This is a genomic window from Limimaricola sp. AA108-03 (assembly GCF_050847355.1).
Lineage (GTDB): Bacteria > Pseudomonadota > Alphaproteobacteria > Rhodobacterales > Rhodobacteraceae > Limimaricola.
The window spans coordinates 2,900,001-2,923,438 of the sequence record NZ_CP193755.1 but is presented as its reverse complement, the minus strand read 5'-3'; the positions used below and the strand labels follow the sequence as shown (position 1 = coordinate 2,923,438).

23 protein-coding genes, 1 tRNA gene and 1 riboswitch (1 of these 25 only partly in view) are annotated in these 23,438 nt (G+C 68.5%); of the genes, 12 read left to right on the top strand and 12 right to left on the bottom strand.

The features are described from left to right. Nucleotides 1-97: 97 nt before the first annotated feature. The 6 genes from ACRAQ3_RS14245 to ACRAQ3_RS14220 all read right to left on the bottom strand — a co-directional run bounded on the left by ACRAQ3_RS14245 (nt 98) and on the right by ACRAQ3_RS14220 (nt 5,491). Nucleotides 98-835: a MauE/DoxX family redox-associated membrane protein gene (locus ACRAQ3_RS14245; protein WP_432255058.1), complete on the bottom strand. Its 738-nt coding sequence runs from the start codon at nt 833-835 to the stop codon at nt 98-100. Between the two features lie 81 nt (nt 836-916). Beyond that, the gene (locus ACRAQ3_RS14240) at nt 917-2,119 is read right to left on the bottom strand and encodes a lytic murein transglycosylase (protein WP_432255057.1); all 1,203 of its coding nucleotides are present in this window, start codon (nt 2,117-2,119) and stop codon (nt 917-919) included. Nucleotides 2,120-2,183: 64 nt separating this feature from the next. Then, entirely contained in the window at nt 2,184-3,065 is an 882-nt protein-coding gene (gene cbiB, locus ACRAQ3_RS14235; RefSeq protein ID WP_432256299.1) for an adenosylcobinamide-phosphate synthase CbiB, read from the bottom strand. Between the two features lie 20 nt (nt 3,066-3,085). Further along, nucleotides 3,086-4,033: a threonine-phosphate decarboxylase gene (locus ACRAQ3_RS14230; RefSeq protein WP_432255056.1), complete on the bottom strand. Its 948-nt coding sequence runs from the start codon at nt 4,031-4,033 to the stop codon at nt 3,086-3,088. Then, a complete protein-coding gene (locus ACRAQ3_RS14225) occupies nt 4,030-4,413 on the bottom strand; it encodes a DUF1636 domain-containing protein (RefSeq protein WP_269397511.1) in 384 nt (127 codons plus the stop codon). The genes ACRAQ3_RS14230 and ACRAQ3_RS14225 overlap by 4 nt, the downstream gene beginning before the upstream one ends. A gap of 79 nt (nt 4,414-4,492) precedes the next feature. Further along, nucleotides 4,493-5,491 (bottom strand): glutathione S-transferase family protein, encoded by a 999-nt coding sequence (locus ACRAQ3_RS14220; protein ID WP_432255055.1) that lies wholly within the window; start codon nt 5,489-5,491, stop codon nt 4,493-4,495. Between the two features lie 177 nt (nt 5,492-5,668). On the opposite strand from ACRAQ3_RS14220, the gene ACRAQ3_RS14215 reads away from it, so the two are divergent. The 3 genes from ACRAQ3_RS14215 (at nt 5,669) to ACRAQ3_RS14205 (ending at nt 9,351) form a co-directional block, all read left to right on the top strand. Beyond that, nucleotides 5,669-6,406, top strand: coding sequence for an SDR family NAD(P)-dependent oxidoreductase (locus ACRAQ3_RS14215; protein WP_432255054.1), 738 nt, complete (start codon nt 5,669-5,671; stop codon nt 6,404-6,406). Nucleotides 6,407-6,681: 275 nt separating this feature from the next. After that, nucleotides 6,682-7,530 carry a DUF481 domain-containing protein gene (locus tag ACRAQ3_RS14210; protein ID WP_269397514.1) on the top strand — a complete coding sequence of 283 codons (849 nt, stop codon included), beginning with the start codon at nt 6,682-6,684 and terminating at the stop codon, nt 7,528-7,530. Between the two features lie 159 nt (nt 7,531-7,689). Further along, nucleotides 7,690-9,351, top strand: a complete 1,662-nt coding sequence (locus ACRAQ3_RS14205) for a peptidoglycan-binding domain-containing protein (protein WP_432255053.1) — start codon at nt 7,690-7,692, stop codon at nt 9,349-9,351. Nucleotides 9,352-9,522: 171 nt separating this feature from the next. Here ACRAQ3_RS14205 and ykgO read toward each other — a convergent pair whose 3' ends face one another. Further along, entirely contained in the window at nt 9,523-9,648 is a 126-nt protein-coding gene (gene ykgO / locus ACRAQ3_RS14200) for a type B 50S ribosomal protein L36 (protein WP_008884645.1), read from the bottom strand. Between the two features lie 82 nt (nt 9,649-9,730). Further along, nucleotides 9,731-9,805 (bottom strand) — tRNA-Val (locus ACRAQ3_RS14195). 144 nt (nt 9,806-9,949) lie between these two features. Between ACRAQ3_RS14195 and ACRAQ3_RS14190 the strand changes: the two genes are divergently transcribed. The 3 genes from ACRAQ3_RS14190 to ACRAQ3_RS14180 all read left to right on the top strand — a co-directional run bounded on the left by ACRAQ3_RS14190 (nt 9,950) and on the right by ACRAQ3_RS14180 (nt 13,625). Continuing rightward, on the top strand, nt 9,950-10,813 hold the full coding sequence (locus ACRAQ3_RS14190; RefSeq protein ID WP_432255052.1) for an N-formylglutamate amidohydrolase: 864 nt from the start codon (nt 9,950-9,952) through the stop codon (nt 10,811-10,813). Nucleotides 10,814-10,893: 80 nt separating this feature from the next. Continuing rightward, nucleotides 10,894-12,687, top strand: a complete 1,794-nt coding sequence (locus ACRAQ3_RS14185; RefSeq protein ID WP_432255051.1) for an SLC13 family permease — start codon at nt 10,894-10,896, stop codon at nt 12,685-12,687. Nucleotides 12,688-12,737: 50 nt separating this feature from the next. Continuing rightward, nucleotides 12,738-13,625 carry a lytic transglycosylase domain-containing protein gene (locus tag ACRAQ3_RS14180; protein ID WP_432255050.1) on the top strand — a complete coding sequence of 296 codons (888 nt, stop codon included), beginning with the start codon at nt 12,738-12,740 and terminating at the stop codon, nt 13,623-13,625. Here ACRAQ3_RS14180 and ACRAQ3_RS14175 read toward each other — a convergent pair. Continuing rightward, nucleotides 13,622-14,878 (bottom strand): DNA polymerase IV, encoded by a 1,257-nt coding sequence (locus ACRAQ3_RS14175; RefSeq protein WP_432255049.1) that lies wholly within the window; start codon nt 14,876-14,878, stop codon nt 13,622-13,624. The two genes, ACRAQ3_RS14180 and ACRAQ3_RS14175, sit on opposite strands and share 4 nt — an antisense overlap. Here ACRAQ3_RS14175 and ACRAQ3_RS14170 point away from each other — a divergent pair. Then, nucleotides 14,877-15,314 carry an NUDIX hydrolase gene (locus ACRAQ3_RS14170; RefSeq protein ID WP_269397520.1) on the top strand — a complete coding sequence of 146 codons (438 nt, stop codon included), beginning with the start codon at nt 14,877-14,879 and terminating at the stop codon, nt 15,312-15,314. The genes ACRAQ3_RS14175 and ACRAQ3_RS14170 overlap by 2 nt on opposite strands. Here the strand turns inward: ACRAQ3_RS14170 and ACRAQ3_RS14165 are convergent. Then, nucleotides 15,311-16,075 carry an HpcH/HpaI aldolase family protein gene (locus tag ACRAQ3_RS14165; protein ID WP_432255048.1) on the bottom strand — a complete coding sequence of 255 codons (765 nt, stop codon included), beginning with the start codon at nt 16,073-16,075 and terminating at the stop codon, nt 15,311-15,313. The two genes, ACRAQ3_RS14170 and ACRAQ3_RS14165, sit on opposite strands and share 4 nt — an antisense overlap. Before the next feature lie 185 nt (nt 16,076-16,260). Further along, a riboswitch (glycine riboswitch) is annotated at nt 16,261-16,352 on the top strand. Nucleotides 16,353-16,471: 119 nt separating this feature from the next. Here ACRAQ3_RS14165 and ACRAQ3_RS14160 point away from each other — a divergent pair. Then, complete coding sequence (locus tag ACRAQ3_RS14160; RefSeq protein WP_432255047.1) at nt 16,472-17,713, top strand: D-amino acid dehydrogenase; 1,242 nt, start codon at nt 16,472-16,474, stop codon at nt 17,711-17,713. Nucleotides 17,714-17,782: 69 nt separating this feature from the next. On the opposite strand, the gene ACRAQ3_RS14155 is transcribed toward ACRAQ3_RS14160, so the two are convergent. Continuing rightward, nucleotides 17,783-17,995: an orotidine 5'-phosphate decarboxylase gene (locus ACRAQ3_RS14155; RefSeq protein WP_085895433.1), complete on the bottom strand. Its 213-nt coding sequence runs from the start codon at nt 17,993-17,995 to the stop codon at nt 17,783-17,785. Between the two features lie 112 nt (nt 17,996-18,107). Continuing rightward, entirely contained in the window at nt 18,108-18,839 is a 732-nt protein-coding gene (gene pyrF / locus ACRAQ3_RS14150) for an orotidine-5'-phosphate decarboxylase (protein WP_432255046.1), read from the bottom strand. A gap of 149 nt (nt 18,840-18,988) precedes the next feature. Between pyrF and ACRAQ3_RS14145 the strand changes: the two genes are divergently transcribed. The 4 genes from ACRAQ3_RS14145 to msrQ form a co-directional block, all read left to right on the top strand. Beyond that, entirely contained in the window at nt 18,989-19,351 is a 363-nt protein-coding gene (locus ACRAQ3_RS14145; RefSeq protein WP_269397524.1) for a hypothetical protein, read from the top strand. A gap of 172 nt (nt 19,352-19,523) precedes the next feature. After that, nucleotides 19,524-22,139 (top strand): ATP-dependent chaperone ClpB, encoded by a 2,616-nt coding sequence (gene clpB / locus ACRAQ3_RS14140; RefSeq protein WP_432255045.1) that lies wholly within the window; start codon nt 19,524-19,526, stop codon nt 22,137-22,139. 201 nt (nt 22,140-22,340) lie between these two features. Next, the gene (msrP, locus tag ACRAQ3_RS14135) at nt 22,341-23,240 is read left to right on the top strand and encodes a protein-methionine-sulfoxide reductase catalytic subunit MsrP (protein ID WP_432255044.1); all 900 of its coding nucleotides are present in this window, start codon (nt 22,341-22,343) and stop codon (nt 23,238-23,240) included. Continuing rightward, on the top strand, nt 23,240-23,438 hold the start of the coding sequence (gene msrQ / locus ACRAQ3_RS14130; RefSeq protein WP_432255043.1) for a protein-methionine-sulfoxide reductase heme-binding subunit MsrQ. Its footprint extends 431 nt past the window's final position; only the first 199 of its 630 coding nucleotides appear in the window; its start codon is at nt 23,240-23,242; its stop codon lies beyond the right edge, outside the window. Before msrP ends, msrQ begins: the two co-directional genes overlap by 1 nt.

The following is a 23,438-nucleotide window of genomic DNA, read 5'->3' as shown; positions in this document are numbered from 1 at the left end:
GGCAACTCTGCGGGGCCCTGATCAGGGATGAGACATCATCGACCGATCGCTACCGTATGGCCGATATAATGTGCATCGGCTGCGGAATTGTAAAGGCTCAGAGCAGCAGCCCGACCAGCATCCACAGGCCCATCCCGGCCATCATCACGTTCTCGGTGAGCGAGATGAACCCCAGAGGCACGTTGCTGTCGCCGCCGACGCAGGCGCACTTCAGCTCGCGCTTGTCGATCCAGACGGCCTTGATCACCGAGATCGCGCCGACCGTGCCGATGAACAGCGCCAGCGGCGCCGAGAACCAGGTCAGCAGCAGCGCCGTCATCAATACCCCTGCGATCCCCTCGGCCCAAGGATAGACATAGGCATAGGGCACCCAGCGCTGCGCCAGCAGGTCGTAGTTGAGAAACCCGTTGGTGAAACTCTCCACGTCACGCAGCTTCTGCAGCGCCAGCAGGCACATCGAGATCGAGATGAACCAGCCGATGATCTGCCACGCGAGGAAGCTGCCCAGCGCCACCCATGTCACCGCGATGGCGAGCGCCAGCCCCATGCCGAAGATTGCGATCACCGGTTGATAGGTCGTGCCCTCGGGCTTGGCGGGCTTCATGTCGAAATGCGCGCGCAGATCGTCATAGCCACCGATGCGCTCGCCATCGATGAAGGCTTGAGGCGTCGTCTTCACGTCGTGCTCGCGCATGAAGGCGTCGGTCGCCTCGCGCGTGGTCAGTTCGTGATCCTCGACTTCGTATCCCTTTGATTTAAGAAGGTGCAGGGATTTCTGCCCAAAGGGGCAATGATGCTTGGGCATCGACATGCGGTAGAGTTGGGCCTGGGCCATCGCGGGGGCTCCCCTTCGTTGGAGACTTGCCCCCGCAACGCCCTTCCCGCGCTGGAAGGTTCCCGGGCGGTCCTTCGCCTCTCAGAGCGCCTCGAGCAGCGCCGGGGTCGGCCAGGCATCGGCCGGCAGGCCCAGTCGCTGCTGTTCGGCCTGCACCGCCTGTCGGGTCATCTCGCCCAGAATGCCGTCGGCGCCGCCCACGTCGTGGCCCCGCGCCTGCAGCTTTTCCTGCAACCGGACCATCTGCTCGCCCGAAAGGCCGGGGGCCGGGTTGCCCGCGTCATAGACAGGTGCGCCCTCGAGCCGGTTGGCGAAATAGGCGGCAGTGGTGACGTAGACGAGGCTCTGGTTCCATTCGAAATAGACCCGGAAGTTCGGATAGGCGAGGAAGGCGGGGCCGTCCTTGCCCATCGGCAGCAACACCGAGGCAGGCAGATCGGCGGCGCCGAGATCGCCATTGCGCGCCGAAACGCCGAGCGCCTGCCATTCCGAGACGGGCCGTTGCGTATCGAGCCCGGTCTGGCTCCAGTCGAGCGTCTCGGGCACGGTGATCTCCTGCAGCCAAGGCTCACCCGCGCGCCAGCCGAGGCTCGAGAGCATCTTGCCGCCCGACAGCAGCGCGTCGCGGGCCGAGCCCTTGAGATCGACGCGGCCATCGCCATCACCGTCGACGCCGTTCTCGATGATGTCCTCGGGCAGCATCTGCACCTGACCGATCTCACCCGCCCAGGCGCCGGTGGTCGAGGCGGGGTCGATGCCGCCCTGCGCGTAGAGTTCCACGGCGGCGAGGAGTTGCGGGCGGAACAGTTCCGGGCGGCGGCAGTCATGCGCCAGCGTCGCCAGCGCGTTGACCGTGTTGAAGTCGCCCTGTACCGCGCCGTAATCGGTCTCGAAGGCCCAGAAGGCCAGCAGCACGCCACGCGGCACGCCGTATTCGGCCTCGATCCGGTCGAAGGTCGAATCGTATTTCTCGGCATTGGCGCGGCCATTGGCGATGCGGTTCTCCGAGATCAGCCGGCGCGAGAAGTCGATGAAATCGCGCTGGAACACGCCCTGCGCGCGGTCGGCCTGCAGCACCGACTGGTCGGGGCGCACGCCCGAGAAGAAGGTGTTCACCGTATCGGGCGCATGGCCCATCGCGGCGGCCTCGGCCTTCACCCCCTCGACCCAGGCTCCGAAATCGCCGCCGCAGGGCGGCTTGGGGCCGGTGGCTTCCTGGGCCTGCGCGAAGGCGGGTAGGGCCGCGAGGATCAGCGGGGCGGCGAGACGGGCGGTATGACGCATGGGTGTTTGTCCTGACAATTGCGGGTCGCGGCGGAGCCTGACAGCGGCCACCGGCGGGGGCAACTCACGTCCACGCCAGCACGATCACCACGCAAAGTCCCGCCGCCCATGCCTTCCACAGCATGGCGCAGGCAGCCTCGACCGCCGCCGCGCCGATCTCGCGCAGGCCTTGCGGATGGACCCATGGAAAGTCCTGCATCCGGCCGTGATAGGCGCGCGGGCCCGACAGCGCCACGCCCAGTGCGCGCGCCATCGCCGCCTCGGGCCAGCCGGCATTGGGCGAACGGTGCATCCGGGCATCGGCCGCGATCTCGCGCCAGGGGCCGGGGCGCCCCGAGACCAGCCAGATCAGCAGCGCGGTCAAGCGCGCGGGGATCCAGTTCATCACGTCGTCGAGCCGGGCCGAGGCCCAGCCGAAGCCCTCGTGGCGCGGCGTGCGGTAGCCGATCATCGAATCGGCTGTGTTGACGATCTTGTAGATCAGCAGCCCCGGCAGCCCGCCGATCAGGAACCAGAAGGCCGGGGCGGTGACGCCGTCGGAGAGGTTTTCGGCGGCGCTCTCGATCGCGGCGCGGGCGACGGCCGCCTCGTCCATCGCCGCCGTGTCGCGCCCGACGATCATCGAAACCGCGCGGCGCCCCTCGGCGAGCGATTGCCGTAGGCCGGTGGCCACGGCGCGAACGTGATCGACGAGGCTGCGCTGCGCGAGCAGGATCGCCGGGACGAGGATCTCGGCAAAGGGGCCGGGCAGGGCGGCCAGCGCCTCGCCCAGCGAATAGGCGCCGAACACCAGCGCCGCACAGGTCAGCATGCCGCGCCCGCGCGCGGGGCCGCCGGTGTTGAGGCTGCGATCAAACCAGCCGACCACCCGCCCCATCAGCACCGCCGGGTGCGGCGCACGGCTCCAGATCTCCTCGGGTTCGCCGAACACCGCGTCGAGCGCCATGGCGATCAGCAGCCAGAGGCTCACAGCGCGGCCTCGATCTGCCCCCAGCGATCGGGGGCGGGCAGGCCGAGCCGCAGATGCGTGGCCGACCACGGGAAGATCCGGCTCCAGACATGGCCGCGGGCCAGCCGTTCCTGCCAGGCCGCCGCGTCCTCCACCTCGTAGAGGCGGAACAGGTCGGTGCCCCCGGCGACGCTCGCCCCCCGGGCGGTCATCATCGCGTCGAGCCGCGCCGCGTCCGACCTCAGCCGTTCGCGTGTCGTCCGGGCCCAGCCCTGATCCTCGAGCGCCCGCGCCCCGATCGCCAGCGCCGGTCCGGAGACGGGCCAGGGCCCGAGGCTCTCGGCCAGCGCTTCGATCAGCGCGGGCTCGGCGATGGCGAAGCCGAGGCGCAGCCCGGCGAGGCCCCAGAACTTGCCGAAGCTCTTGAGCACCACCGTGCCGGGGCGCCCCGCAAGGGCGACGAGAGACGCGTCGGGGCGGATGTCGCAGAAGCTTTCGTCGATCACGGCGAAACCGGCGGTGATCTCCGAGGCCTGCCAGATCCGGCCGTCGGGATTGTTGGGGTGCACCGCCACCTGTGCCTTGGCCGAGCGGGTGGTGATCTTCCAGCCGGCGGCGGCAAAGGCCGCCTCGTGCTCGTTGTAGGTGGGGCCCGGGATGCGCACAGCACCGGTCGGCGCGAGGCGTGGCAGCCGCGCGATCAGCGCCGAGGCCCCGGGCGCGGCAAGGATCGCGGCGCCTTCCGGCACCCGCCAGAACCGGCGCGCGGCGGCGACCAGCCGGTCCTGCGCGGCCCGGTCCGGCAGCGCGGTCCAGGCGTCGAAGGGCAGGGCGCCTACCGGGTAGGGCACCGGGTTGATGCCGGTCGAGAGGTCGAGCCAGCCCTCGCGCGTGCCGCCATGCCGAGCGATCGCCGCGTCGAGGCCGCCGCCATGATCGCGGCTCGCCAGGGTCGCGTCGGTCATTCGGTGTCCGGCAGCGGCGGGTGGCGGGTCACGAAATGCCCCTTCACCGCCTGCGGCCATGTCCTGTAGGGCACCTGGCCCGTCGCGCTCTCGCCATGCAGCACCGCCCAGTCGACGATCCCGCGCGCGGCTTCTTCGGAAACCTCGAACCGGCCCAGCGTGTAGTTCAGCTTGCCCGCCGCCTGCACCGCGACGTTGCAGCCCTGCTGGCAGCCCATCAGGCAGGAGGTGCGGCGGGTGCGCACCGGCAGGCCCTCGGCCGCCTGCTCGACGAGGCTGGCGAGGCGTTCGCCATCGGTCGCGCCGGAGGTCTCGTCCCAGCCCTCGCGCTTGCAGGTGTCGCAGATGGTGATCCAGGTGGTGGGGCTTTGCGTGCTCATGGCCGTGGTTCAAACCGAAAACCGCCCCGTCCACAAGCGGAACGGGGCGGTTGCAGGGTCCGAGGCCAAGGCGCGATGCTCAGGCGGCGTCGCGCGCGCCGATCTCGTCGCGCCCATGCGGCGCCATTAGGTCGAGATCCGGCCCGATCGGCACGATGCGATGCGGGTTAATCGTCTCGTGGCTGTAATGGTAGTGATGCGTGATATGGTCGAAATGCACCGTCGGGGCGACGCCGGGCCATTGGTAGAGTTCCCGCGTGTAGCCCCACAGGTTCGGGTATTCGACGAGCTTGGCGCGGTTGCACTTGAAATGCCCGTGATAGACCGTGTCGAAGCGGATCAGCGTGGTGAACAGTCGCCAATCGGCCTCGGTGATCCGATCCCCCATGAGATAGCGGTTCTCGGACAGCCGCGCCTCGAGCCAGTCGAGGCTGCCGAACAGCTCGCCCACCGCCTCGTCATAGGCCTCCTGCGAGGTGGCGAAGCCCGCCTTGTACACGCCGTTATTGACCGTGCGATAGACGCGCTCGTTGACCTCCTCGATGCCGTCGCGCAGCGCCTCCGGCCAGTAATCGTCGCGATTGCCGGTGATCTCGTCGAAGGCACCGTTCAGCATGCGGATGATCTCGGCGCTCTCGTTCGAGACGATGGTGTCGCGCTGCTTGTCCCACAACACTGGCACCGTGACCCGACCGGAGATCTTCGGGTCGGCACGGAGATAGATGTCGCGCAGGAAGGGCAGGCCGAACAGGCGGTCGCCGGTGGCGCCGTCGAAATCGGTGCGGAATTCCCAGCCATCCGACAGCATTTCGGGGTGCACGATGCTGACGTCGATATGCGCGCCGAGCCCCTTCAGGGCGCGGAAGATCAGGGTCCGATGCGCCCAGGGGCAGGCGTAGGAGACATACAGGTGGTAGCGACCGGATTCGGCTTCGAAACCGCCCTCGCCCGTGGGGCCGGGGCGGCCATCGGGCGTGATCCAGTTGCGGAACTTGGTGGTGGTGCGCTCGAATTTGCCGCCGGTCGATTTCGTATCGTACCAGACATCCTGCCATTCGCCGTTCTGCAAGCGTCCCATGATCGCTCCTCGGTTGCCGCGGATCGTCCACATCTAGGGTTGAATGTCGCGTCGCGTCAGCCTCGTGCACGAACAGGTGTTGTGCGGTGTGGGGCCGGAACCGGGGCCCGAGGCCGCCGGAACCGCCGTGCGGCGGCCCGGTTGTCTTGGCGATGCATAGGATGGAGGGCAGGGCAGGTGCGGGACTGGCAAGGCAAGCGGTATTGGCTGGTCGGCGCGAGCGAGGGGCTGGGGCGAGAGCTTGCCTTCTGCCTGAGCCGGTCGGGCGTGGAACTTGTCTTGAGCGCGCGCGGGCGCGATCGGCTTGAGACGCTCGCGGCGGCGCTGCCGGGCCGTGCCACGGTGCTGCCGCTCGACGTCACCGATGCCAAGGCGGTGGAGGCGGCCGCGTCGGATGCGGGCGAGATCGAGGGGGTGGCCTGCCTCGTGGGGACCCGCTGGCCGATGAGCGCGCGGGACTGGGACGAAGCCCGGCTCGAGGAGATGGCGGCGGTCAACTATCTGGGCCCGGCCCGGATCGTCGGCGCCGTGCTGCCGGGGATGCTGTCGCGGGGGCTCGGCCACGTCGTGCTGACCGGGGCGCTGAGCGGGTTTCGTGGATTGCCCCGTTCGGTCGGCTACGGCGCGTCCAAGGCGGCGGTGATGCATCTGGCCGAGTCGCTGCATCACGATCTGAGGGGCAGCGGTGTCGAGGTTCAGCTCGTCAACCCGGGCGCGATGCGCACCCGTCTGGGCGAGCGTTCGGACGCGTCTTCTCCCTTCGCCATGGAGCCCGCCCGTGCGGCGCGCGAGGTGTTCGAGCATATGAGCTCGGACCGGTTTAAGATGAACTTCCCCTATGGCACATCCCTGCTGATGCGCAGCGCTCAGTTCCTGCCCGACTGGGCCTATTTCCGTCTTTATGGGCAGCGCTGACCCAATGCGGATGGCTATGAGTGGCCAATTTGCAACAGCCTCACATCGCCCGAGGCTGTGCTGCATTCCGTAACGTTAATTGTGTTTGACCCTGCGTCGGGCCGGTTCATATTCCGGAGCGAAGGGGGCGGAACGATGTCGTGTTGCAAAAATGCCCCTCTCGTGTGCCTTCGGTTGCAGGAGGGGATCGGATTTGCGAAGGCCGCGTTCAGCGACCATGGAACCCGCAACGGACCCGGTCACAGGCCGGCCTCTGGAACCGAAAGGACAATGAAATGACTGCTACCTACAAACTGCTGATGGCCTCGACCATCCTCGGCCTGATGGGCACCGCCGCCGCTGCCCAGAACTTCGACGACGTCAACAGCCCGGTCTTCAGCACCGAGAACCAGCTCGACGACACGCTCGAGGATCTCGACGAGGACATCGAAGACGACTTCGAAGTTGAAAACCCGACCTTCGGCAACGAAGGCCGTGAGCTCGGCTTCACCGGCTCGATCTCGGCCCGCGGCACCGCCACCAGCGGCAACGACGACACCGCCACCCTCGGCCTCGGCGCCCGCTTCGGTTTCTTCGACGGCGTCAACGGCCACGAGGTCAAGCTGAGCTACTCCTACTTCGACGCCGAAGAGGAAGAGGACGACCTGAACCGTCTGCTCGCCGGCTACGACTACACCCGCGACTTCTCGGACACCTTCTACGGCTTCGGCACCGCTGTCGTCGCCTATGACGAGGACGACACCTTCGAAACCGACGCCTTCGTCGGCGTCGGCGTCGGCTACCGCGTGTTCAACACCCCCGACGTGCAGTGGTCGATCCAGGCCGGTCCGGGCTACCGCTACCTCGAGACCGCCGAGGGCGAAGAGATCGACGAGGCTGCGCTGTCCGTGTCGTCGAACTACTTCAACCGGATCTCGCCGGACCTGTTCATCACCAACGACACCGACGTGATCGCCTCCGATGCCGACACCTATGTCACCAACGATCTGGGCGTCACCGTCGCGATGAACAACGCGCTTGCGATGCGCACCAACCTGTTCACCGAGTACCGCACCGACCCGGCGCCCGGTGACGACGACACCGACAACACCCTCGGCGTGTCGATCGTCTATTCGTTCAACTGATCTCCCTCGATCGGTTGCATTCCGGGAAGGGAGGCGGGGAAACCCGTCTCCCTTTTCCGTGTCGGGCTCACTTTCCGACCCACTACCACGAAGTTGCTATTTGATGACGCGGCCCGGTCGGGCCAGTCTGGCCGCGCGGACGAACAAGGAGGATCCCCGATGCGCCATCTGTTGACGAGCACCGCGCTCATGTTCTGGGCCGGCGCGGCGCTAGCGCAGGATGCGGCGCTGCTTCTGGGGACCGAGCGCTACGAGACGCTGGGACGGCTGACGCGCGGGACCGAAATCATCGAGGCGGCCGACGAGCTGCGCGGCTTGGGATTCGAGGTCTTCGCGCTGCCCAATGGCCGGGCCGGAAGCACCGCCGAGATCGCCCGCGACTGGCTCGAACGGGTGCCGGAGGCGAACCGGCTGGTTGTCGCGCTCTCGGGTCGCTTCGCCACGGATGGCGCGCGCAGCTGGTTCCTCACCGCCGAAGCCGAGGGGCCGGGGCTCTTGAACCCCGGCGCCGCGGCGCTGCCGGTCGAGGGGGTGTTGCGGGCGCTGGCCGAGGCGCCGGGGCGGTCGCTGCTGCTGATCGCGGTCGAGCCGGACGGCTCCAACTCCTTCGACCCCTGGGTCGGCGAGGGGCTGGGCGCGCTGGAGATTCCGCAGGGTGTCACGGTGCTGACCGGCAGCCCCCGCGCGGTGGCACGGTTCATGCAGGGCCCGCTGGCCGAGCCGCGCGGCGATCTCAGCGTCGCGATCCGCGAGGCCGAGGATCTGGAGGCGCAGGGTTACCTGCCGCGCGCCCGCATCTTCATGCCCGAACGGCCCGAAACGCCTACGGCTGCCACGCCGGAGGCCGATCCCGCGGCCGAGGCGGCCCTGTGGCGCGGCACGGTGGCGCTGGGCACGATCGAGGCCTATCGCGACTACCTCGCGCGTTACCCGCGCGGCGCCAATGCCGAAGCCGCCGAGGCCGCCATCGCCGAGATCATCGCCGAACCCGATCGCGATGCGCGACTGGCCGAGGAGGCGATCGGCCTCAGCCGCGATCAGCGCCGCGACATCCAGCGCAGCCTGAGCCTGCTCGATTTCAACACCCGTGGCATCGACGGCATCTTCGGTCCCGGTACCCGTCAGGCGATCAGCAACTGGCAGCAGCAGAACGGCTTCTCCCAGACCTCCTATCTGACGCCGGAACAGATCAGCCGAATCGACGCGCAGGCCGCGCGGCGCGCCGCCGAACTCGAGGCCGAGGCCGAACGGCAGCGCGAGCAGGCGGCTCGCGCCGACCGGTCCTTCTGGGACGAAACCGGCGCCCGGGGCGACGAGCCGGGGCTCAGGGCCTATCTCGACCGCTACCCGGACGGGCTCTTTGCCGAGACGGCGGCCGACCGGCTGGCATTGATCGAGGAGGAAAAGCGCCGCGCCGCGCAGGCCGAGGACCGCGCCGCCTGGGACCGGGCCCGCGAGGCCGACACGATCGAGGCCTATCGCGATTACCGGCGCGCCTATCCCGAGGGCAGCTTCAAGGAGGAGGCCGAGGCGAAGATCGCGGCGCTGCGCCAGGAGGTGGCGCAGAGCGACGCCCGCGCCGCGGCCGAGCAGGTCGAGCGCGATCTCGGGCTCAACGCGCTGACGGCGCGGCTGGTGGAGCAGCGGCTCGACGCGCAGGGGCTGGAGCCCGGCGAGGTGGATGGCAGCTTCGACGAGGCCACGCGCCGGGCGATCCGGCGCTACCAGCGGGCGCGCGAGATCGAGGCGACGGGCTATCTCGACGAGGCGACGGTGGTGCGGCTCCTTGCCGATTCCGTCACCGATATCGTCAATCCCTGAGGCGTGGCCCCTCCCTCTTGCAGGGGAGGGGCGCTGCCCCTGCGAGGCCCCTCGGCGTAGCCGGGCTTTCCCCGTTACGATGGAGCTTCGAATGCGGCAAATGGAAAGGGCCGCCTCCTTTTGGAGACGGCCCCTGATCCCTGTATCCGCTGCGGGAGCGGATCGCCGGCTTCAGCCCTGGCGGGCCTTGAAGCGGCGCTGCGTCTTGTTGATGACGTAGACGCGGCCCTTGCGGCGCACGACGCGACAATCGCGATGGCGCTGCTTGAGCGAACGAAGCGAGTTGGCGACCTTCATGGTGCTCTCTCCTTGTCGCGGCGCGGCGATTGCGCCGTGGTTGCAAAATTCGGCCCCCGAAGTTGGGGGCCGGTAAAATCCGTGGTGGGCGGTACAAGGTTCGAACTTGTGACCCCTTCGATGTCAACGAAGTGCTCTACCGCTGAGCTAACCGCCCTGGCCGTCTGACGTCCCGCGACCCTTGCGGGTCACCGTTCGTCGTCGGGTGAGCGGTGCTATACGGGGAACGGCGGAGGGGTTCAAGGGGTTTTGGCCGAAGAAGTTTCCAAGCTATCCTTTCCGTTGGAGACCCCCGGAGTTCATGCGCATGGCCGCCTTCGACCTGACCCGACCGGCGGCGCGTACCAGCTGCGTCGTCTTCGCCTCGCCCCATTCCGGGCGCGATTATCCCAAGTCGCTTCTGGCCCGTACCGGGCTTGATGCGCGGCTGATCCGCTCCTCCGAGGATGCCTTCGTCGACCAGCTTTTCGCGGCGGCGCCGGAGCATGGTGCGCCGCTTCTGGCGGCGCGGGTGCCGCGCGCCTGGGTCGATCTGAATCGCGCCGCCGACGAGCTCGACCCGGCGCTGGTCGAGGGCGTGGTGCGACGTGCGCACAACCCGCGCGTCGCCAGCGGGCTGGGGGTGATTCCCCGCGTCGTCGCCGGCGGCCGGGCGATCTATTCCGGCAAGATCGGCCTCGACGAGGCGCGCGAGCGGCTCGATACCGGCTGGAGCCCCTACCACGCTGCCCTGCAGTCGCTCTTGGCCGAAAGTCTCGAGCGGTTCGGCGAGTCGATCCTGATCGATTGCCACTCGATGCCGCATGAGGCGATCGAACTGGCGGGCACGCGTGGCCGGCCGCGCCCGCATGTGGTGCTGGGCGACCGCTACGGCGCCGCCGCGGCGCCGCGGGTGATGGCGCGGATCGAAGCCGCCTTCACCGCCGCCGGCCTCAGGGTGGCGCGCAACACGCCCTTCGCCGGCGCCTATGTCACCCAGACCTATGGCCGTCCCTCGCGGCGCCAGCACGCAGTGCAAATCGAGATCGATCGCTCGCTTTACATGGATGAGGCGCGAATCGAACCGCATTCGGGGTTCGAGGCGTTCCGGGCGCGTCTGTCGGGGGTGATCGCCGAGATCGCGGCGATCGGAGCCACGGACTCCGGGCAGCTCGCGGCAGAGTAGAGGCGCGGAACCTCTGCGCGCGGTGCCGGTTGACCGGCAGGCACCGGCATGACCCGGCCCAGGACCCCGGAGGATCGGAATTGCCACTCATACCCGCGGAGCTTCAGCCCATCGTGGCGCTGCTGGCGCTCGCCTTGCTCTTCGTGGCCTTCCTGATCGAACGCTATCCCCCGGACGTCACGGCCGCCGGCGCCGCGGCCCTGTTCGTGATGTTGGGGCTGACCCCGGCTGACCGGGTGCTCGAGGTGTTCTCGAACCCGGCACCGATCACCATCGCGGCGATGTTCGTGATCTCCGGCGCGCTGGTCCGCACAGGGCTTCTCGACGCGCTCGCGGCACTCGTCATCGCCCGGGCCGAGACCCGTCCCGCCGTGGCGCTGGGGGTGTTTCTCGGGGCGACGCTGCTGGCCTCGGGCATCGTCAACAACACCCCCGTGGTACTGATTCTGATCCCGGTCATCATCCGCCTGGCACGCAGCCTCGGCATCGCCGAGACGCGGCTGCTGATCCCGCTTTCCTATGCGGCGGTTCTGGGCGGCACGCTGACGCTGATCGGCAGCTCGACCAACATCCTCGTGGCGGGGGTCGCGGCCGAGCACGGGCTCGAGACGTTCCGGATCTTCGAAATCGCGCCGGTGGGCCTTGCCGTGGCGGCCGTGGGCGGCGTGGCGCTGGCGCTGCTGGGGCCCTGGCTCTTGCCCGACCGGCGCGCGCGCGGCGATGCGGGGGTGGCGGAGACGACGTTCCTGACCGAGATCCGCCTGCTCGACGGCCATGCGGGCATCGGCAAGCCGTTGTCGGAGGTCGCAGATCTGACGCGGCCGGGCATCCGGATCACCGCCCGGCGCGAGGGCGCGCGTCTGCGCCGTTCGGGGCTCGAGGAGCACGTGGTCGCGGCGGGCGACATCTTCGTGGCGATGGCCACCACGTCCGAGATCCTGACGCTGCGGGCCCTGCCGGGGGTGGTGGTCGGCCTCAGGCGCGGCACCGGCGCCCGGGTCGGCGACGAGGATCTTCTCGTGGCCGAGGCGATGGTGACGCCGGCCCATGGCAGCCCGCGCGACACCGTCTCGCAGCTCTCCGTCGGCTATCGCTACGGTCTCAGGGTGCTCGGCGCGCATCGGCAGGGGCACGTACCGGGCCCCGATCTGGGCTCGGCCCGGCTTCGCCCCGCCGACAAGCTGCTGCTCGAAGGCACGGCCGAGGGGCTCGACCGGTTGGCGCAGGGCAACGAACTGGTTTCGGTCACCCGCCCCTCGGGCCGCGCCTACAGGCGGCGGCGCGCGCCCCTGGCGCTGCTGGCGCTGCTGATGGTGGTCGGTCTCGCGGCCTTCGAGGTGGCGCCGATCGCGCTCCTGGCACTGGGCGCGGTGGCGGCGATCCTGTTGTGCCGCTGCATCGACAATGACGAGGCATGGGGCTCGATCGATGCGGGCATCATCGTGCTAATTCTCGCCATGCTGATCATCGGCATCGGGCTGGAAGAGACCGGAACGGTGGCGCTGATCGTCGAGACGTTGGCGCCCTGGCTCGAAGAGCTGCCGCCGATCGTGCTCTTGGCCGCGCTCTACGCGCTGACCTCGATCCTGACCGAGACGGTGACCAACAACGCCGTGGCGGTGGTGGTCACGCCGATCGCCGTGGCGCTGGGCCAGCAGACGGGAATCGACCCGCGGCCGCTGGTGGTCGCGGTGATGATGGGGGCCTCTGCCAGCTTCGCCACGCCGGTGGGCTACCAGACCAATACCCTGGTCTATGGCGCCGGCGACTACCGGTTCGCGGATTTCCTGAGAATCGGCGTGCCGATGAACCTGATCGTCGGCGCGGCCGCGGTGCTGGTGATCCCGCTGGTATTTCCACTGACCCCCGGCTGAGACGCGAAGTTGATTTCTCTCGGCGCGCGAATCCCGCAAGACTGGGCCGCATGATCCGTATCCTGTTTTGCCTCGTGTTCTGGGCCGTTTCGTCCGCCGCGCCGCTGATGGCGCAGGAAAGGATCGTGCAGGCATCCGAACGACGCTGCCTGCCGGGCGGCCCCTGCATCGCGCTCGACAGCTACATTCCCGATGTCTGCGCCGCGATCGAGACCTTCGCGGAGCGCAACGCGCTCGACGTGGGCTTCTTCGCGCGGCTGCTGTGGCGCGAGAGCCTGTTCGACGCGGGCGCGGTGAGCCCGGCGGGGGCGCTGGGCATCGCGCAGTTCATGCCCGGCACCGCGAAGCTGCGCGGCTTGGCCGATCCGTTCGACCCGGTTCAGGCGCTGGCTGCCTCGGCCACCTATCTGGCGGAACTGACCGATCGTTTCGGCAGCCTTGGCCTTGCCGCCGTCGCCTATAACGCGGGCGAGGCCCGGGCCGAGAAATTCCTCGCCGGCAATGACTGGCTGCCCAACGAGACCGAGGCCTATGTGCAGGCGATCACCGGCTACGCGGCGCTGGAATGGCGCGATGCCCCGCCCGAAAAGCTCGATCTCGCGCTCGCGTCGGGGCGGCCGTTCCGCGATGCCTGTCAGGAACAGGCCAAGGGGCGCAGTATCGCGCAGTTCCGGGTCACGGTGCCGATCCTGCCATGGGGCGTGATCCTCGCCTCGGCGCCGGGGCGGGGTGCGGTGGAGAAAAGGGTGGCGCAGATCCGGCGGCAGGCGGGCGAGGTGATCGGTTCCGAGCAGGTCGCATTCACCCGCTCGCGGCTGCCGGGCCAGCCGGCGCAGCGCCATGTCGCCCAGATCGGTCGCGAAAGCCGGGCCCAGGCCGAGGCGCTCTGTGCGAAGCTGCGGGCGGCGGGCGCCTCCTGTATGGTGCTGAAGAACTAGCGCAGCGCCCGGCCCTTGAGGATCGCCTCGGCGCCGAAGCGCGCGCGGATCGCATCCGCCGCCCGCTCGGCCCGTTCCCGCGCGGCGCGACCCGGATCGAGCAGATCCGCCTCGGAGGGCGCGGTCGCCGCCGGTGACAGCTCCGACAGCCCGACGCCCAGGAGCCGGTAGGCACCGCTTTCGCCGCGCCCGTCGAACAGCCCGCGCGCGGTGCGGTAGAGCGTGTCGGCGATCTGGGTCGGTGCGCGCAGGCTGAGGCGGCGGGTCAGCAGCGTGTGATCGGCGCGCTTGAGCTTGAGCGTGACGACGCGGCCCACGAGATCCTTCGCCTTGGCGCGCGACGACACCTTTTCGGCCATGCGCCAGATATGCCCGTCGAGGATCTCGGGGTCCTTGGTGTCGGCCTCGAAGGTGGTTTCGTTGGAGATGCCCTTGACCGGCTCGTGCGGGCTGACCCGCCTGCGATCCTCGCCGCGCGCGAGGTGGTAGATCCGCTCTCCCAGCCCGCCGAAGCGTCGCACCAGATCCGACAGCTCCCAGCGCAGCACGTCCTCGAAGGTGCGGATGCCGACGGCGTCGAGGCTGGCCTGCGCCTGCGGCCCGACGCCCCAGATCAGGCCGATCGGCTTGGGAGCCAGCAGGTCGAGGGTTTCCGCCTTGCCGATCACCGAAAAGCCGCGCGGCTTGTCGAAATCGCTGGCCATCTTGGCGAGAAACTTGTTGTGCGACAGGCCGACCGAGCCGGTGAGGCCCAGCTCGTCCTGCATCCGCTTCGTCAGCCGCGCCAGCATCACAGCGGGCGGTGCGCCGTGCAGCCGCTCGGTCCCGGTGAGGTCGAGAAACGCCTCATCGAGCGAGAGCGGCTCGATCGCGGGGGTCAGCTCCTCCATCATCGCGCGGATCGCGCGCGAGGCCTCGGAATAGGCCTCGAATCGCGGCTTCACCACCACCGCCTCCGGGCAGAGCTTGAGCGCCTGGAACATCGGCATCGCCGATTTCACGCCCCTGATCCGGGCGAGATAGCAGGCGGTCGAGACGACGCCACGCCTGCCGCCGCCGACGATCACCGGCTTATCGACCAGATCGGGGTTGTCGCGCTTCTCGACGCTGGCGAAGAAGGCGTCGCAATCCATGTGCGCGATGGACAGCGTGAACAGCTCCGGATGGGATGTGACGCGTGGGGACCGGCAGGCGGGGCAGCGTTTGCCCGCCTCGTCGAAGGCAGTGAGACAGGCGCGGCAGAGGGACGGCATGGCAACATCATACAGTCCCGCATGGGGCGGCGAAAGCTTCGACGGCGCGAAGGCGGCGCTGTTTCTGGGCGATCGCCTGCTGGTGATCCGGCGCGACGACCGGCCCGACATCAGCTTTCCCGGCGCGCTGGATTTCCCGGGCGGCGGGCGCGAGGGCATCGAGAGCCCGGAGGCGACGCTGGCGCGCGAGATGCGCGAGGAGGTGGGGTTGGAGATGGGCCGTGCCAGGATGCTCTGGCGGCGCAGCTTCGACAGCGCCACTCGCCCCGGCCTCGTCTGGTTCTACGTGCTGCGCATGGCGACCACGGCCGAGGCGGAGATCGTCTTCGGTGACGAGGGGCAGGGCTGGTCACTGATGACGCCCGAGGCGTTCCTGGCCGCGCCCGACGCGGTGCCTGCCTTGCAGGCGCGGCTCAGGCTCTGGCGCGGGCTCTAGCGGAACCGCGCCAGCAGATCGCGCGCGCTCGTCAGCATGAGCGCGGCGTCGATGCCGACGGCGGTGAAGCGGGTGCCGCGCTCCATGCAGCGGCGCGCGAAGGCGTCGTCGAGGGTCAGGATGCCCGCCGGCACGCCCATCGCGCCGAGCCGGTCGATCGCGCCCATGATCGCTTCGACGACCTCCGGGTGGTCCTGCCGCCCCGGATGGCCGAGGCTGGCCGCGAGATCGGCGGGGCCGATGAACACGCCGTCGATGCCCTCGACCCCGGCGACCTCCTCCAGCCGGTCGAGCGCGGTTCGGGTTTCGACCTGCACCAGTACGCAGGTCTCTTCATGCGCATGGGCCATGTAGTCGCCGATCCGGCCATAGCGCGTCGCGCGGTGCAGCCCGGCGACGCCGCGCATGCCGACCGGCGGGTAGCGGGTGGCGGCGACGGCCGCGCGCGCTTCCTCGGCCGATTGCACGTAAGGAATGAGCAGCGACTGCGCGCCGAAATCCAGAAGCCGCTTGATCAGGACCGGGTCGTTCCAGGCGGGCCGCACCACGGCCGAGGTGCCGGGCTCGGCCGCCATCGCCTGCAGCGCCGGCAGCACGTCGGAGACATCGGTGGGCGAATGCTCGGTGTCGATCACCACCCAGTCATAGCCCAGCCCCGACAGCGCCTCGGGTACCAGCGGCCCGGTGATCATGTTCCACAGGCCGATCTGCTGGCGCCCCTCTCGCAGGGCTGCCTTGAACTGGTTCTTCGGATTTTCCACCTCGCCCTCCTCCCTGCGCGGCGTGTCGCCGATCCCATCGGCCCTGTCACCTCGGAGGATCGGCGTGATTCCGGGCAGTTGCAAGCGCGGCGGCGGAAATGTCACGCATTTCGTGCGGCCCGAAGGAATTCTGTGCGGTATGCTCTGGCGGAACGATCTCGCTTGCCGTATGTTTCCTATAGGAAACGGTCCTGCCGGGAGAGAGCGGGACGGTCCGCCGCCGAAGGAGCAGTCGCGCGCCCCGCGATCTCTCAGGCAAAAGGACCGGTCGGGCCGCATGACATCCGGAGAGAGGCCGCGAGGCCCGCCGAAGGGGAAAGTCGCGATCCGCATGATGCGGGGGGCGACGAAGCTCTCAGGCACCAGGGACGGAAGGGGCGCGCTGGAGCAGGCCATATGCCGCATTACGCCGTCTTGGGCGCCGGGATCACCGGTGTCACCACCGCCTATTCATTGTGGAAACGGGGCCACGAGGTCACCGTCTTCGACCGGCAGCGCTATGCCGCGATGGAGACGAGCTTTGCCAATGGTGGCCAGCTTTCGGCTTCGAACGCCGAGGTCTGGAACCGCTGGGCCACCGTACTCAAGGGCACGAAGTGGCTGCTGAAACCCGATGCCCCGCTATCGGTGAATCCCAAGCCGTCGTGGCACAAGCTGAGCTGGATGGCCGAGTTCCTCGGGCAGATCCGCAACTACGAGGCCAATACCATCGCGACCACGAAGCTCGCCATCGCGGCGCGGGCCGGGATGCGTGAGATGGCCGAGACGGCGGGGATCGATTTCGACTTCTCGCCCGCCACCATCGTGCATTTCTACCAGACCGAGAAGGACCTCGCCGATGGGCGGCGGGTCAACAAGCTTCTGGCGCAGGGCGGGCTGCGGCGTGACGAGCTGAGCCCTGACGAGGTGCGCGCACGTGTGCCGCAGCTGACCGGGCCGCTCACCGGCGGCTTCGTCACCGAAAGCGACTCTACCGGCGACATCCACAAGTTCACCACCGGTCTCGCAGATTGGCTGGCGGGGCAGGGTGTGCGGTTCCGGATGGGGACCGAGATCACGGATGTGCGTGCCGGGAATGATGGCGTCACCGTCACTGCCGGCGAGCCCGAACGCTTCGACGGCGTCGTGGTCTGCGCCGGCGTCGGCTCGCGGGCGATCGCCGCGAAGCTTGGCGACCGGGTGAACATCTACCCGGTAAAGGGCTATTCGATCACCGTGAACCTGCGCGATGCGGCGAGCCGGGCCGCCGCGCCCTATGTCTCGCTGCTCGATGACAAGGCGAAGATCGTTACCTCGCGTCTGGGAGAGGACCGGTTCCGCGTGGCGGGGACGGCCGAGTTCAACGGTTACAACCGCGACATCCGTTCGGATCGGGTAAAGCCGCTGGTCGACTGGGTCGAGCGGCTGTTCCCCGGCGTTTCGACCGAGCATTGCGTGCCTTGGGCCGGGCTGCGACCGATGATGCCGAACATGATGCCGAAGGTTGGTGCGGGCCGGCACCCCCGCGTGTTCTACAACACCGGCCACGGCCATCTTGGCTGGACGCTATCGGCGGCGACCGCCGAGGCGCTGGGCGAAACAGTGGGCGAGGGGGATGCCCCCCGCGTCTTCGGAGCATTGGTGCCGAAGGCGGCCTGAGGGTATCGCCGCAGACTCGAAAGGCCCGCCGAATGGCGGGCCTTTTTCGCATGCGGTGAGGCAGTGCGTTCAGAGATGCGACCAGAGCGAGGCGCCGCTGTCGGACATGCGCATCGCGTGACGGGTCAGCCCGGCGCGCACATGACCGGCATCCATGTCGATCGGCCCGGCCACCTGACAGGGGTAACGATAGGTGGTGCCGTTGCGGTCCACGTCCACGCGCGCCTCGAAGGCACCGATCTGGGCGTTGTAACGCACGTCGCCGAGTCTGATGGTCTGCATTCGAAGTGTCTCCGCTGCTCGCTTTTTCTGGATCGTCAACCGACAAAACGCGATTTCGGTTCCCTGTGGCCGCGAAGACTCTTCGATTCATTTTTCGAGGAAATTGAATCCCCTAGGTGTTGGGGGTGCGTGCCTGCGCGGATACCATTTCCTGCAGGATCGCCTGCGCGGCGGCGCGGGGGTTATCCGCCTGCCAGATCGGTCGGCCCACCACGACATGGTCGGCTCCCGCCGCGATCGCCTGCGCCGGCGTCATCACCCGCTTCTGATCACCGAGCGCCGCGCCCACCGGTCGTACGCCGGGTGTCACGATGAGCTTGTCGCGCGCTTCGGGCAGCGAGCGGATCGCCGCGGCTTCCTGCGGGCTGGCGATGACGCCATCGGCCCCGGCTTCGAGCGCGCGGGCGGCGCGCTCGACCACCATCTCGGCCACCGTGCCAGCGCGCATCATCCCTGCATCGAGATCGTCGCGGTCGAGCGAGGTCAGGATCGTCACGGCGAGGATCCGGGTCTGCCTGCCGCCCGCGCCTTCGCGCGCGGCGCGCACCACATGCGGGTCGCCATGCACGGTCAGGAAGTCGAGATCGAACTGCGCCAGCCCGCGCACCGCCGCCTCGACCGTCGCGCCGATGTCGAACAGCTTCATGTCGAGGAAGATGCGCTTGCCATGCTCATCCTTGAGCTCGCGCGCCAGCGCGAGGCCGCCACCCGTCAGCATGCCCAGCCCGATCTTGTAGAAGGAGACCGCGTCGCCGAGTTGTTCGGCGAGTTGCAGCCCGGACAGCGCGTCCGGGCGGTCGATGGCGACGATCAGGCGGTCATCGGCGGGGGCTTGGTTGGTCATGGCGGCGCTCCGGGGGTCCGAGGGGGGGGGTCGCGCGCTTTTGACGCGCGCGCGGCGGGCAGGTCAAGCGCGGGGTCGGGAACGCCGAGGGCAAAGCCGCGTTGCGCTTGGGAACGGGCCGCTTGGGCGGCCAAGCCAAGGAGACCGACATGGCCGACAAGCCCCGCAGCTCGCGCCGCGCCCTGATCTACGTGATGATCCCGATGGGATTCATCCTCCTCGTCATCTTCCTCGTGCTGGGCGGCTGGTTCCGCGCCGAGGAGGCCGAGGAGTTCGACACCGCCCCGCTCGAGGTGCCGAGCGAGACCCCCGATCGCGTGGGTGAAACCGGCGATGCCGAGCCCGACGACGCGATCATCGACGATGCGCTGACCGACGACGCCGAGCCGCAGACCCCCGACGACAACGTGCGTCCGAGCGTGGCCGATACCGACAGCGACGAGGCCGGCGAGCCGGATTTCGACAATGTCGATGATGATGGCGGCCTCGACCCGGTCCCGCCATCGGAGTGATCGAGCCCAAGTCATTGACAACAGGGCCATCGGAGCGCGCTCCGATGGCCCTTTTTGCGACTGTGATACTTGCGCAACGGCGCCGCCCCTCCCATTTTTCCCCCTGAGGCCCGACAGGGGCGCGCCGCTGGAGCGGGCGCCCGGGACCGGGCGCTTCAACAAGGAGAGACAGATGAACCTCGAAAAGTTCACCGAGCGGTCGCGCGGCTTCATCCAGGCGGCGCAGACCATCGCGATGCGCGAAAGCCACCAGCGCCTCGCGCCGGAGCACCTCTTGAAGGCGCTCATGGATGACGAGCAGGGCTTGGCCGCGAACCTGATCAGCAATGCGGGCGGCGATGCGGCCCGGGTGCGCGAGGCGGCAGATGCCGCCGTGGCCAAGCTGCCCAAGGTGTCGGGCGATGCCGGGCAGACCTATCTCGACCAGAGCACCGGCCGCGTCCTCGACGAGGCCGAGAAGATCGCGAAGAAGGCAGGCGACAGCTTCGTCCCGGCCGAGCGGATCCTCATGGCGCTCGCCATGGTGAAGTCCAAGGCCAAGGAGGCGCTCGACGCCGGCAAGGTCAGCGCGCAGTCGCTGAATGCCGCGATCAACGCCGTGCGCAAGGGCCGCACCGCCGACAGCGCCAATGCCGAGGAAGGCTATGACGCGCTGAAGAAATACGCGCGCGACCTGACCGAGGCCGCCGAGCAGGGCAAGATCGACCCGATCATCGGCCGCGACGAGGAAATCCGTCGCTCGATGCAGGTGCTGTCGCGCCGCACCAAGAACAACCCGGTGCTGATCGGCGAGCCGGGCGTTGGCAAGACCGCGATCGCCGAGGGGCTGGCGCTGCGCATCGTCGATGGCGACGTGCCCGAATCCCTGCGCAACAAGCGGCTGATGGCGCTCGACATGGGCGCGCTGATCGCCGGGGCGAAGTATCGCGGCGAATTCGAGGAGCGGCTGAAGGCGGTCCTGAAGGAGATCGAGGCTGCCGCCGGTGAGATCATCCTCTTCATCGACGAGATGCACACGCTCGTGGGCGCGGGCAAATCCGACGGCGCCATGGATGCGGCGAACCTGATCAAGCCGGCGCTGGCGCGCGGTGAGTTGCACTGCATCGGCGCGACCACGCTCGACGAGTATCGTAAATATGTCGAGAAGGACGCGGCGCTGGCCCGGCGATTCCAGCCGCTGATGGTCGAGGAGCCCACCGTCGAGGACACGATCTCGATCCTGCGCGGCATCCGCGAGAAGTACGAGCTGCATCACGGCGTGCGGATCTCCGATTCCGCGCTTGTCGCGGCGGCGCAGCTGTCGCACCGCTACATCACCGACCGCTTCCTGCCCGACAAGGCGATCGACCTCGTCGACGAGGCGGCGAGCCGTCTGCGCATGGAGGTGGACAGCAAGCCCGAGGAGCTCGACGCGCTCGACCGCTCGATCCTGCAGATGCAGATCGAGGCCGAGGCGCTGCGCCGCGAGGATGACGAGGCCTCCAAGGAGCGGCTGGCGAAGATCGAGGAGGAGCTTGGCGCTCTGACCGAGAAAGCCGATGCGATGACCGCCAAGTGGCAGGCCGAGCGGGATCGGCTCGAAGGGTCGCGCACGCTGAAGGAGCGGCTCGATCGCGCCCGCGCCGAGCTCGACATCGCCAAGCGCGAAGGCAACCTCGCCAAGGCGGGTGAGCTCAGCTACGGCGTCATCCCGCAGCTCGAGCGGGAGCTGAAGGCGGCCGAGGAATCGGATGACCCGCTGATGGTCGAGGAGGCGGTGCGTCCCGAGCAGATTGCCGAGGTGGTGGAGCGCTGGACCGGCATCCCGACCTCGAAGATGCTCGAGGGCGAGCGCGAGAAGCTGCTGCGCATGGAGGAGGAGCTCGGTCGCCGCGTCATCGGCCAGCACACCGCCGTGCGGGCGGTGGCCAACGCGGTGCGCCGCGCGCGGGCCGGTCTCAACGACGAGCACCGCCCCTTGGGGTCTTTCCTGTTCCTCGGACCGACCGGTGTCGGCAAGACCGAGCTCACCAAGGCCGTGGCCGAGTATCTCTTCGACGACGACCAGGCGATGGTGCGCATCGACATGTCCGAATTCATGGAAAAGCACGCGGTGGCCCGGCTGATCGGCGCGCCGCCGGGCTATGTCGGCTATGACGAGGGCGGGGTGCTGACCGAGGCGGTGCGGCGCAGGCCCTACCAGGTGATCCTGTTCGACGAGGTCGAGAAGGCGCATCCGGACGTGTTCAACGTGCTGTTGCAGGTGCTCGACGATGGCGTGCTCACCGATGGGCAGGGCCGCACGGTCGATTTCAAGCAGACGCTGATCGTGTTGACCTCGAACCTCGGCGCGCAGGCGCTGAGCCAGCTGCCCGACGGGGCGGATTCGGGGCGCGCCAAGCGCGATGTGATGGACGCGGTGCGGGCGCATTTCCGGCCCGAGTTCCTCAACCGGCTCGACGAGACGATCATCTTCGACCGGCTCGGCCGCGACGACATGGCGGGCATCGTCGAGATTCAGCTCAAGCGGCTTGAGAAGCGTCTGGCGAACCGCAACATCACGCTGTCGCTCGACGAGTCCGCGAAGAAGTGGCTGGCCGATGAGGGCTATGACCCGGTCTTCGGAGCGCGTCCGCTCAAGCGGGTGATCCAGCGGGCGTTGCAGGACCAGCTCGCCGAGATGATCCTCGCGGGCGACATCCGCGACGGCCAGGAGGTGCAGGTCAGTGCCGGTGCCGACGGTCTGATCGTCGGAGACCGGGTATCGGGCAGCAACCGGCCCAAGCCCGAGAGCGCGGTGCTGCACTGATCCGCGCGTACCGTGTGAGCAGGCCCCGGCGGAGCGATCCGCCGGGGCCTTTGCGTGCCGGAGCCTCTCGGCCGGGTCACGCGGTTTTCATCCCAGATTACGGGTTTCGCCGGTGTTTCAACGCCATCGTGACGCTGCGAAACATGTTCGCGGTCTAGAACGTGTCTATGTCGAACCCTGCCCGACCGAGGAGAGAGCCCGATGGCCTATCGCTGGACCAACGACCTGACACGCGCCGACGCGACACCGCGCGGCCTGTTCCTGGATCGCCGTCAGATCATGGCCGGGGCAGGGGCGCTGGGCCTTGGCGGTCTTGCCGGGCCGGTCGGGGCGCAGGAGGCTCTCGAGCCCAACAGCTTCGAGGAGATCACCACCTACAACAACTACTACGAGTTCGGCACCGGCAAGGCCGATCCGGCCAAGAATGCCGAGGCGCTCGACACCACGGACTGGCAGGTGACCGTGGACGGGCTCGTCGACAATCCGGGCACCTATCCTCTCGCCGAGCTGATCGGCGGGCTCGCGGTCGAAGACCGTCTCTACCGCCTGCGCTGCGTCGAGGCCTGGTCGATGGTGGTGCCGTGGCAGGGGATCGAGCTCAAGGACATCCTTGATCGGGCGGGCGTGCAGCCCGAGGCCCGCTACGTTGCCTTCGAGACGGCGGTGCAGCCTGAGAACATGCCCGGGGTGCGCCGCGGCGTGCTCGACTTTCCCTATGTTGAGGGGCTCAGGCTCGACGAGGCGATGCACCCGCTGACCATCATGGCGACCGGGCTTTATGACCAGCCGATGCCCAAGCAGAACGGCGCGCCGATCCGGCTCGTGGTGCCATGGAAATACGGGTTCAAGTCGATCAAGTCGATCGTGCGGATCTCGCTGGTGGAGGAAGAGCCCGTCACGACCTGGAACAGCCTCGCGCCCTCGGAATACGGCTTCTATGCCAATGTGAACCCTACCGTCGACCATCCGCGCTGGAGCCAGGCGACCGAGCGGCGCATCGGCGGCGGGCTGTTCTCGTCGCGGCAGGACACGTTGATGTATAATGGCTATGACGAGGTCGCCTCCCTCTACGAGGGCATGGATCTGAAGGCGCAGTTCTGATGGCCCGCCCGCTCACTCCCGCGCAGCGGATCAACGGCGTGCTGCGCCGGGTGCCGGCTTGGCCTCTCTATGTATTGGGCGTGATCTGGGCGGGTTTCCTGTTCTGGCAGGCGCTGACAGGGCGGCTCGGGGTCGAACCGATCAACGCGCTCGAGCGGGAGTATGGCGACACGGCGTTGAAGCTTCTGGTCGCCGGCC

Bases quoted from the DNA above. Each gene is read 5' to 3' on its own strand.
- ACRAQ3_RS14245 (WP_432255058.1), bottom strand. From the start codon at position 835: ATGGCCCAGGCCCAACTCTACCGCATGTCGATGCCCAAGCATCATTGC.
- ACRAQ3_RS14240 (WP_432255057.1), bottom strand. From the start codon at position 2,119: ATGCGTCATACCGCCCGTCTCGCCGCCCCGCTGATCCTCGCGGCCCTA.
- cbiB (WP_432256299.1), bottom strand. From the start codon at position 3,065: ATGGCGCTCGACGCGGTGTTCGGCGAACCCGAGGAGATCTGGAGCCGT.
- ACRAQ3_RS14230 (WP_432255056.1), bottom strand. From the start codon at position 4,033: ATGACCGACGCGACCCTGGCGAGCCGCGATCATGGCGGCGGCCTCGAC.
- ACRAQ3_RS14225 (WP_269397511.1), bottom strand. From the start codon at position 4,413: ATGAGCACGCAAAGCCCCACCACCTGGATCACCATCTGCGACACCTGC.
- ACRAQ3_RS14220 (WP_432255055.1), bottom strand. From the start codon at position 5,491: ATGGGACGCTTGCAGAACGGCGAATGGCAGGATGTCTGGTACGATACG.
- ACRAQ3_RS14210 (WP_269397514.1), top strand. From the start codon at position 6,682: ATGACTGCTACCTACAAACTGCTGATGGCCTCGACCATCCTCGGCCTG.
- ACRAQ3_RS14205 (WP_432255053.1), top strand. From the start codon at position 7,690: ATGCGCCATCTGTTGACGAGCACCGCGCTCATGTTCTGGGCCGGCGCG.
- ykgO (WP_008884645.1), bottom strand. From the start codon at position 9,648: ATGAAGGTCGCCAACTCGCTTCGTTCGCTCAAGCAGCGCCATCGCGAT.
- ACRAQ3_RS14190 (WP_432255052.1), top strand. From the start codon at position 9,950: ATGCGCATGGCCGCCTTCGACCTGACCCGACCGGCGGCGCGTACCAGC.
- ACRAQ3_RS14180 (WP_432255050.1), top strand. From the start codon at position 12,738: ATGATCCGTATCCTGTTTTGCCTCGTGTTCTGGGCCGTTTCGTCCGCC.
- ACRAQ3_RS14170 (WP_269397520.1), top strand. From the start codon at position 14,877: ATGGCAACATCATACAGTCCCGCATGGGGCGGCGAAAGCTTCGACGGC.
- ACRAQ3_RS14175 (WP_432255049.1), bottom strand. From the start codon at position 14,878: ATGCCGTCCCTCTGCCGCGCCTGTCTCACTGCCTTCGACGAGGCGGGC.
- ACRAQ3_RS14160 (WP_432255047.1), top strand. From the start codon at position 16,472: ATGCCGCATTACGCCGTCTTGGGCGCCGGGATCACCGGTGTCACCACC.
- ACRAQ3_RS14155 (WP_085895433.1), bottom strand. From the start codon at position 17,995: ATGCAGACCATCAGACTCGGCGACGTGCGTTACAACGCCCAGATCGGT.
- pyrF (WP_432255046.1), bottom strand. From the start codon at position 18,839: ATGACCAACCAAGCCCCCGCCGATGACCGCCTGATCGTCGCCATCGAC.
- ACRAQ3_RS14145 (WP_269397524.1), top strand. From the start codon at position 18,989: ATGGCCGACAAGCCCCGCAGCTCGCGCCGCGCCCTGATCTACGTGATG.
- clpB (WP_432255045.1), top strand. From the start codon at position 19,524: ATGAACCTCGAAAAGTTCACCGAGCGGTCGCGCGGCTTCATCCAGGCG.
- msrP (WP_432255044.1), top strand. From the start codon at position 22,341: ATGGCCTATCGCTGGACCAACGACCTGACACGCGCCGACGCGACACCG.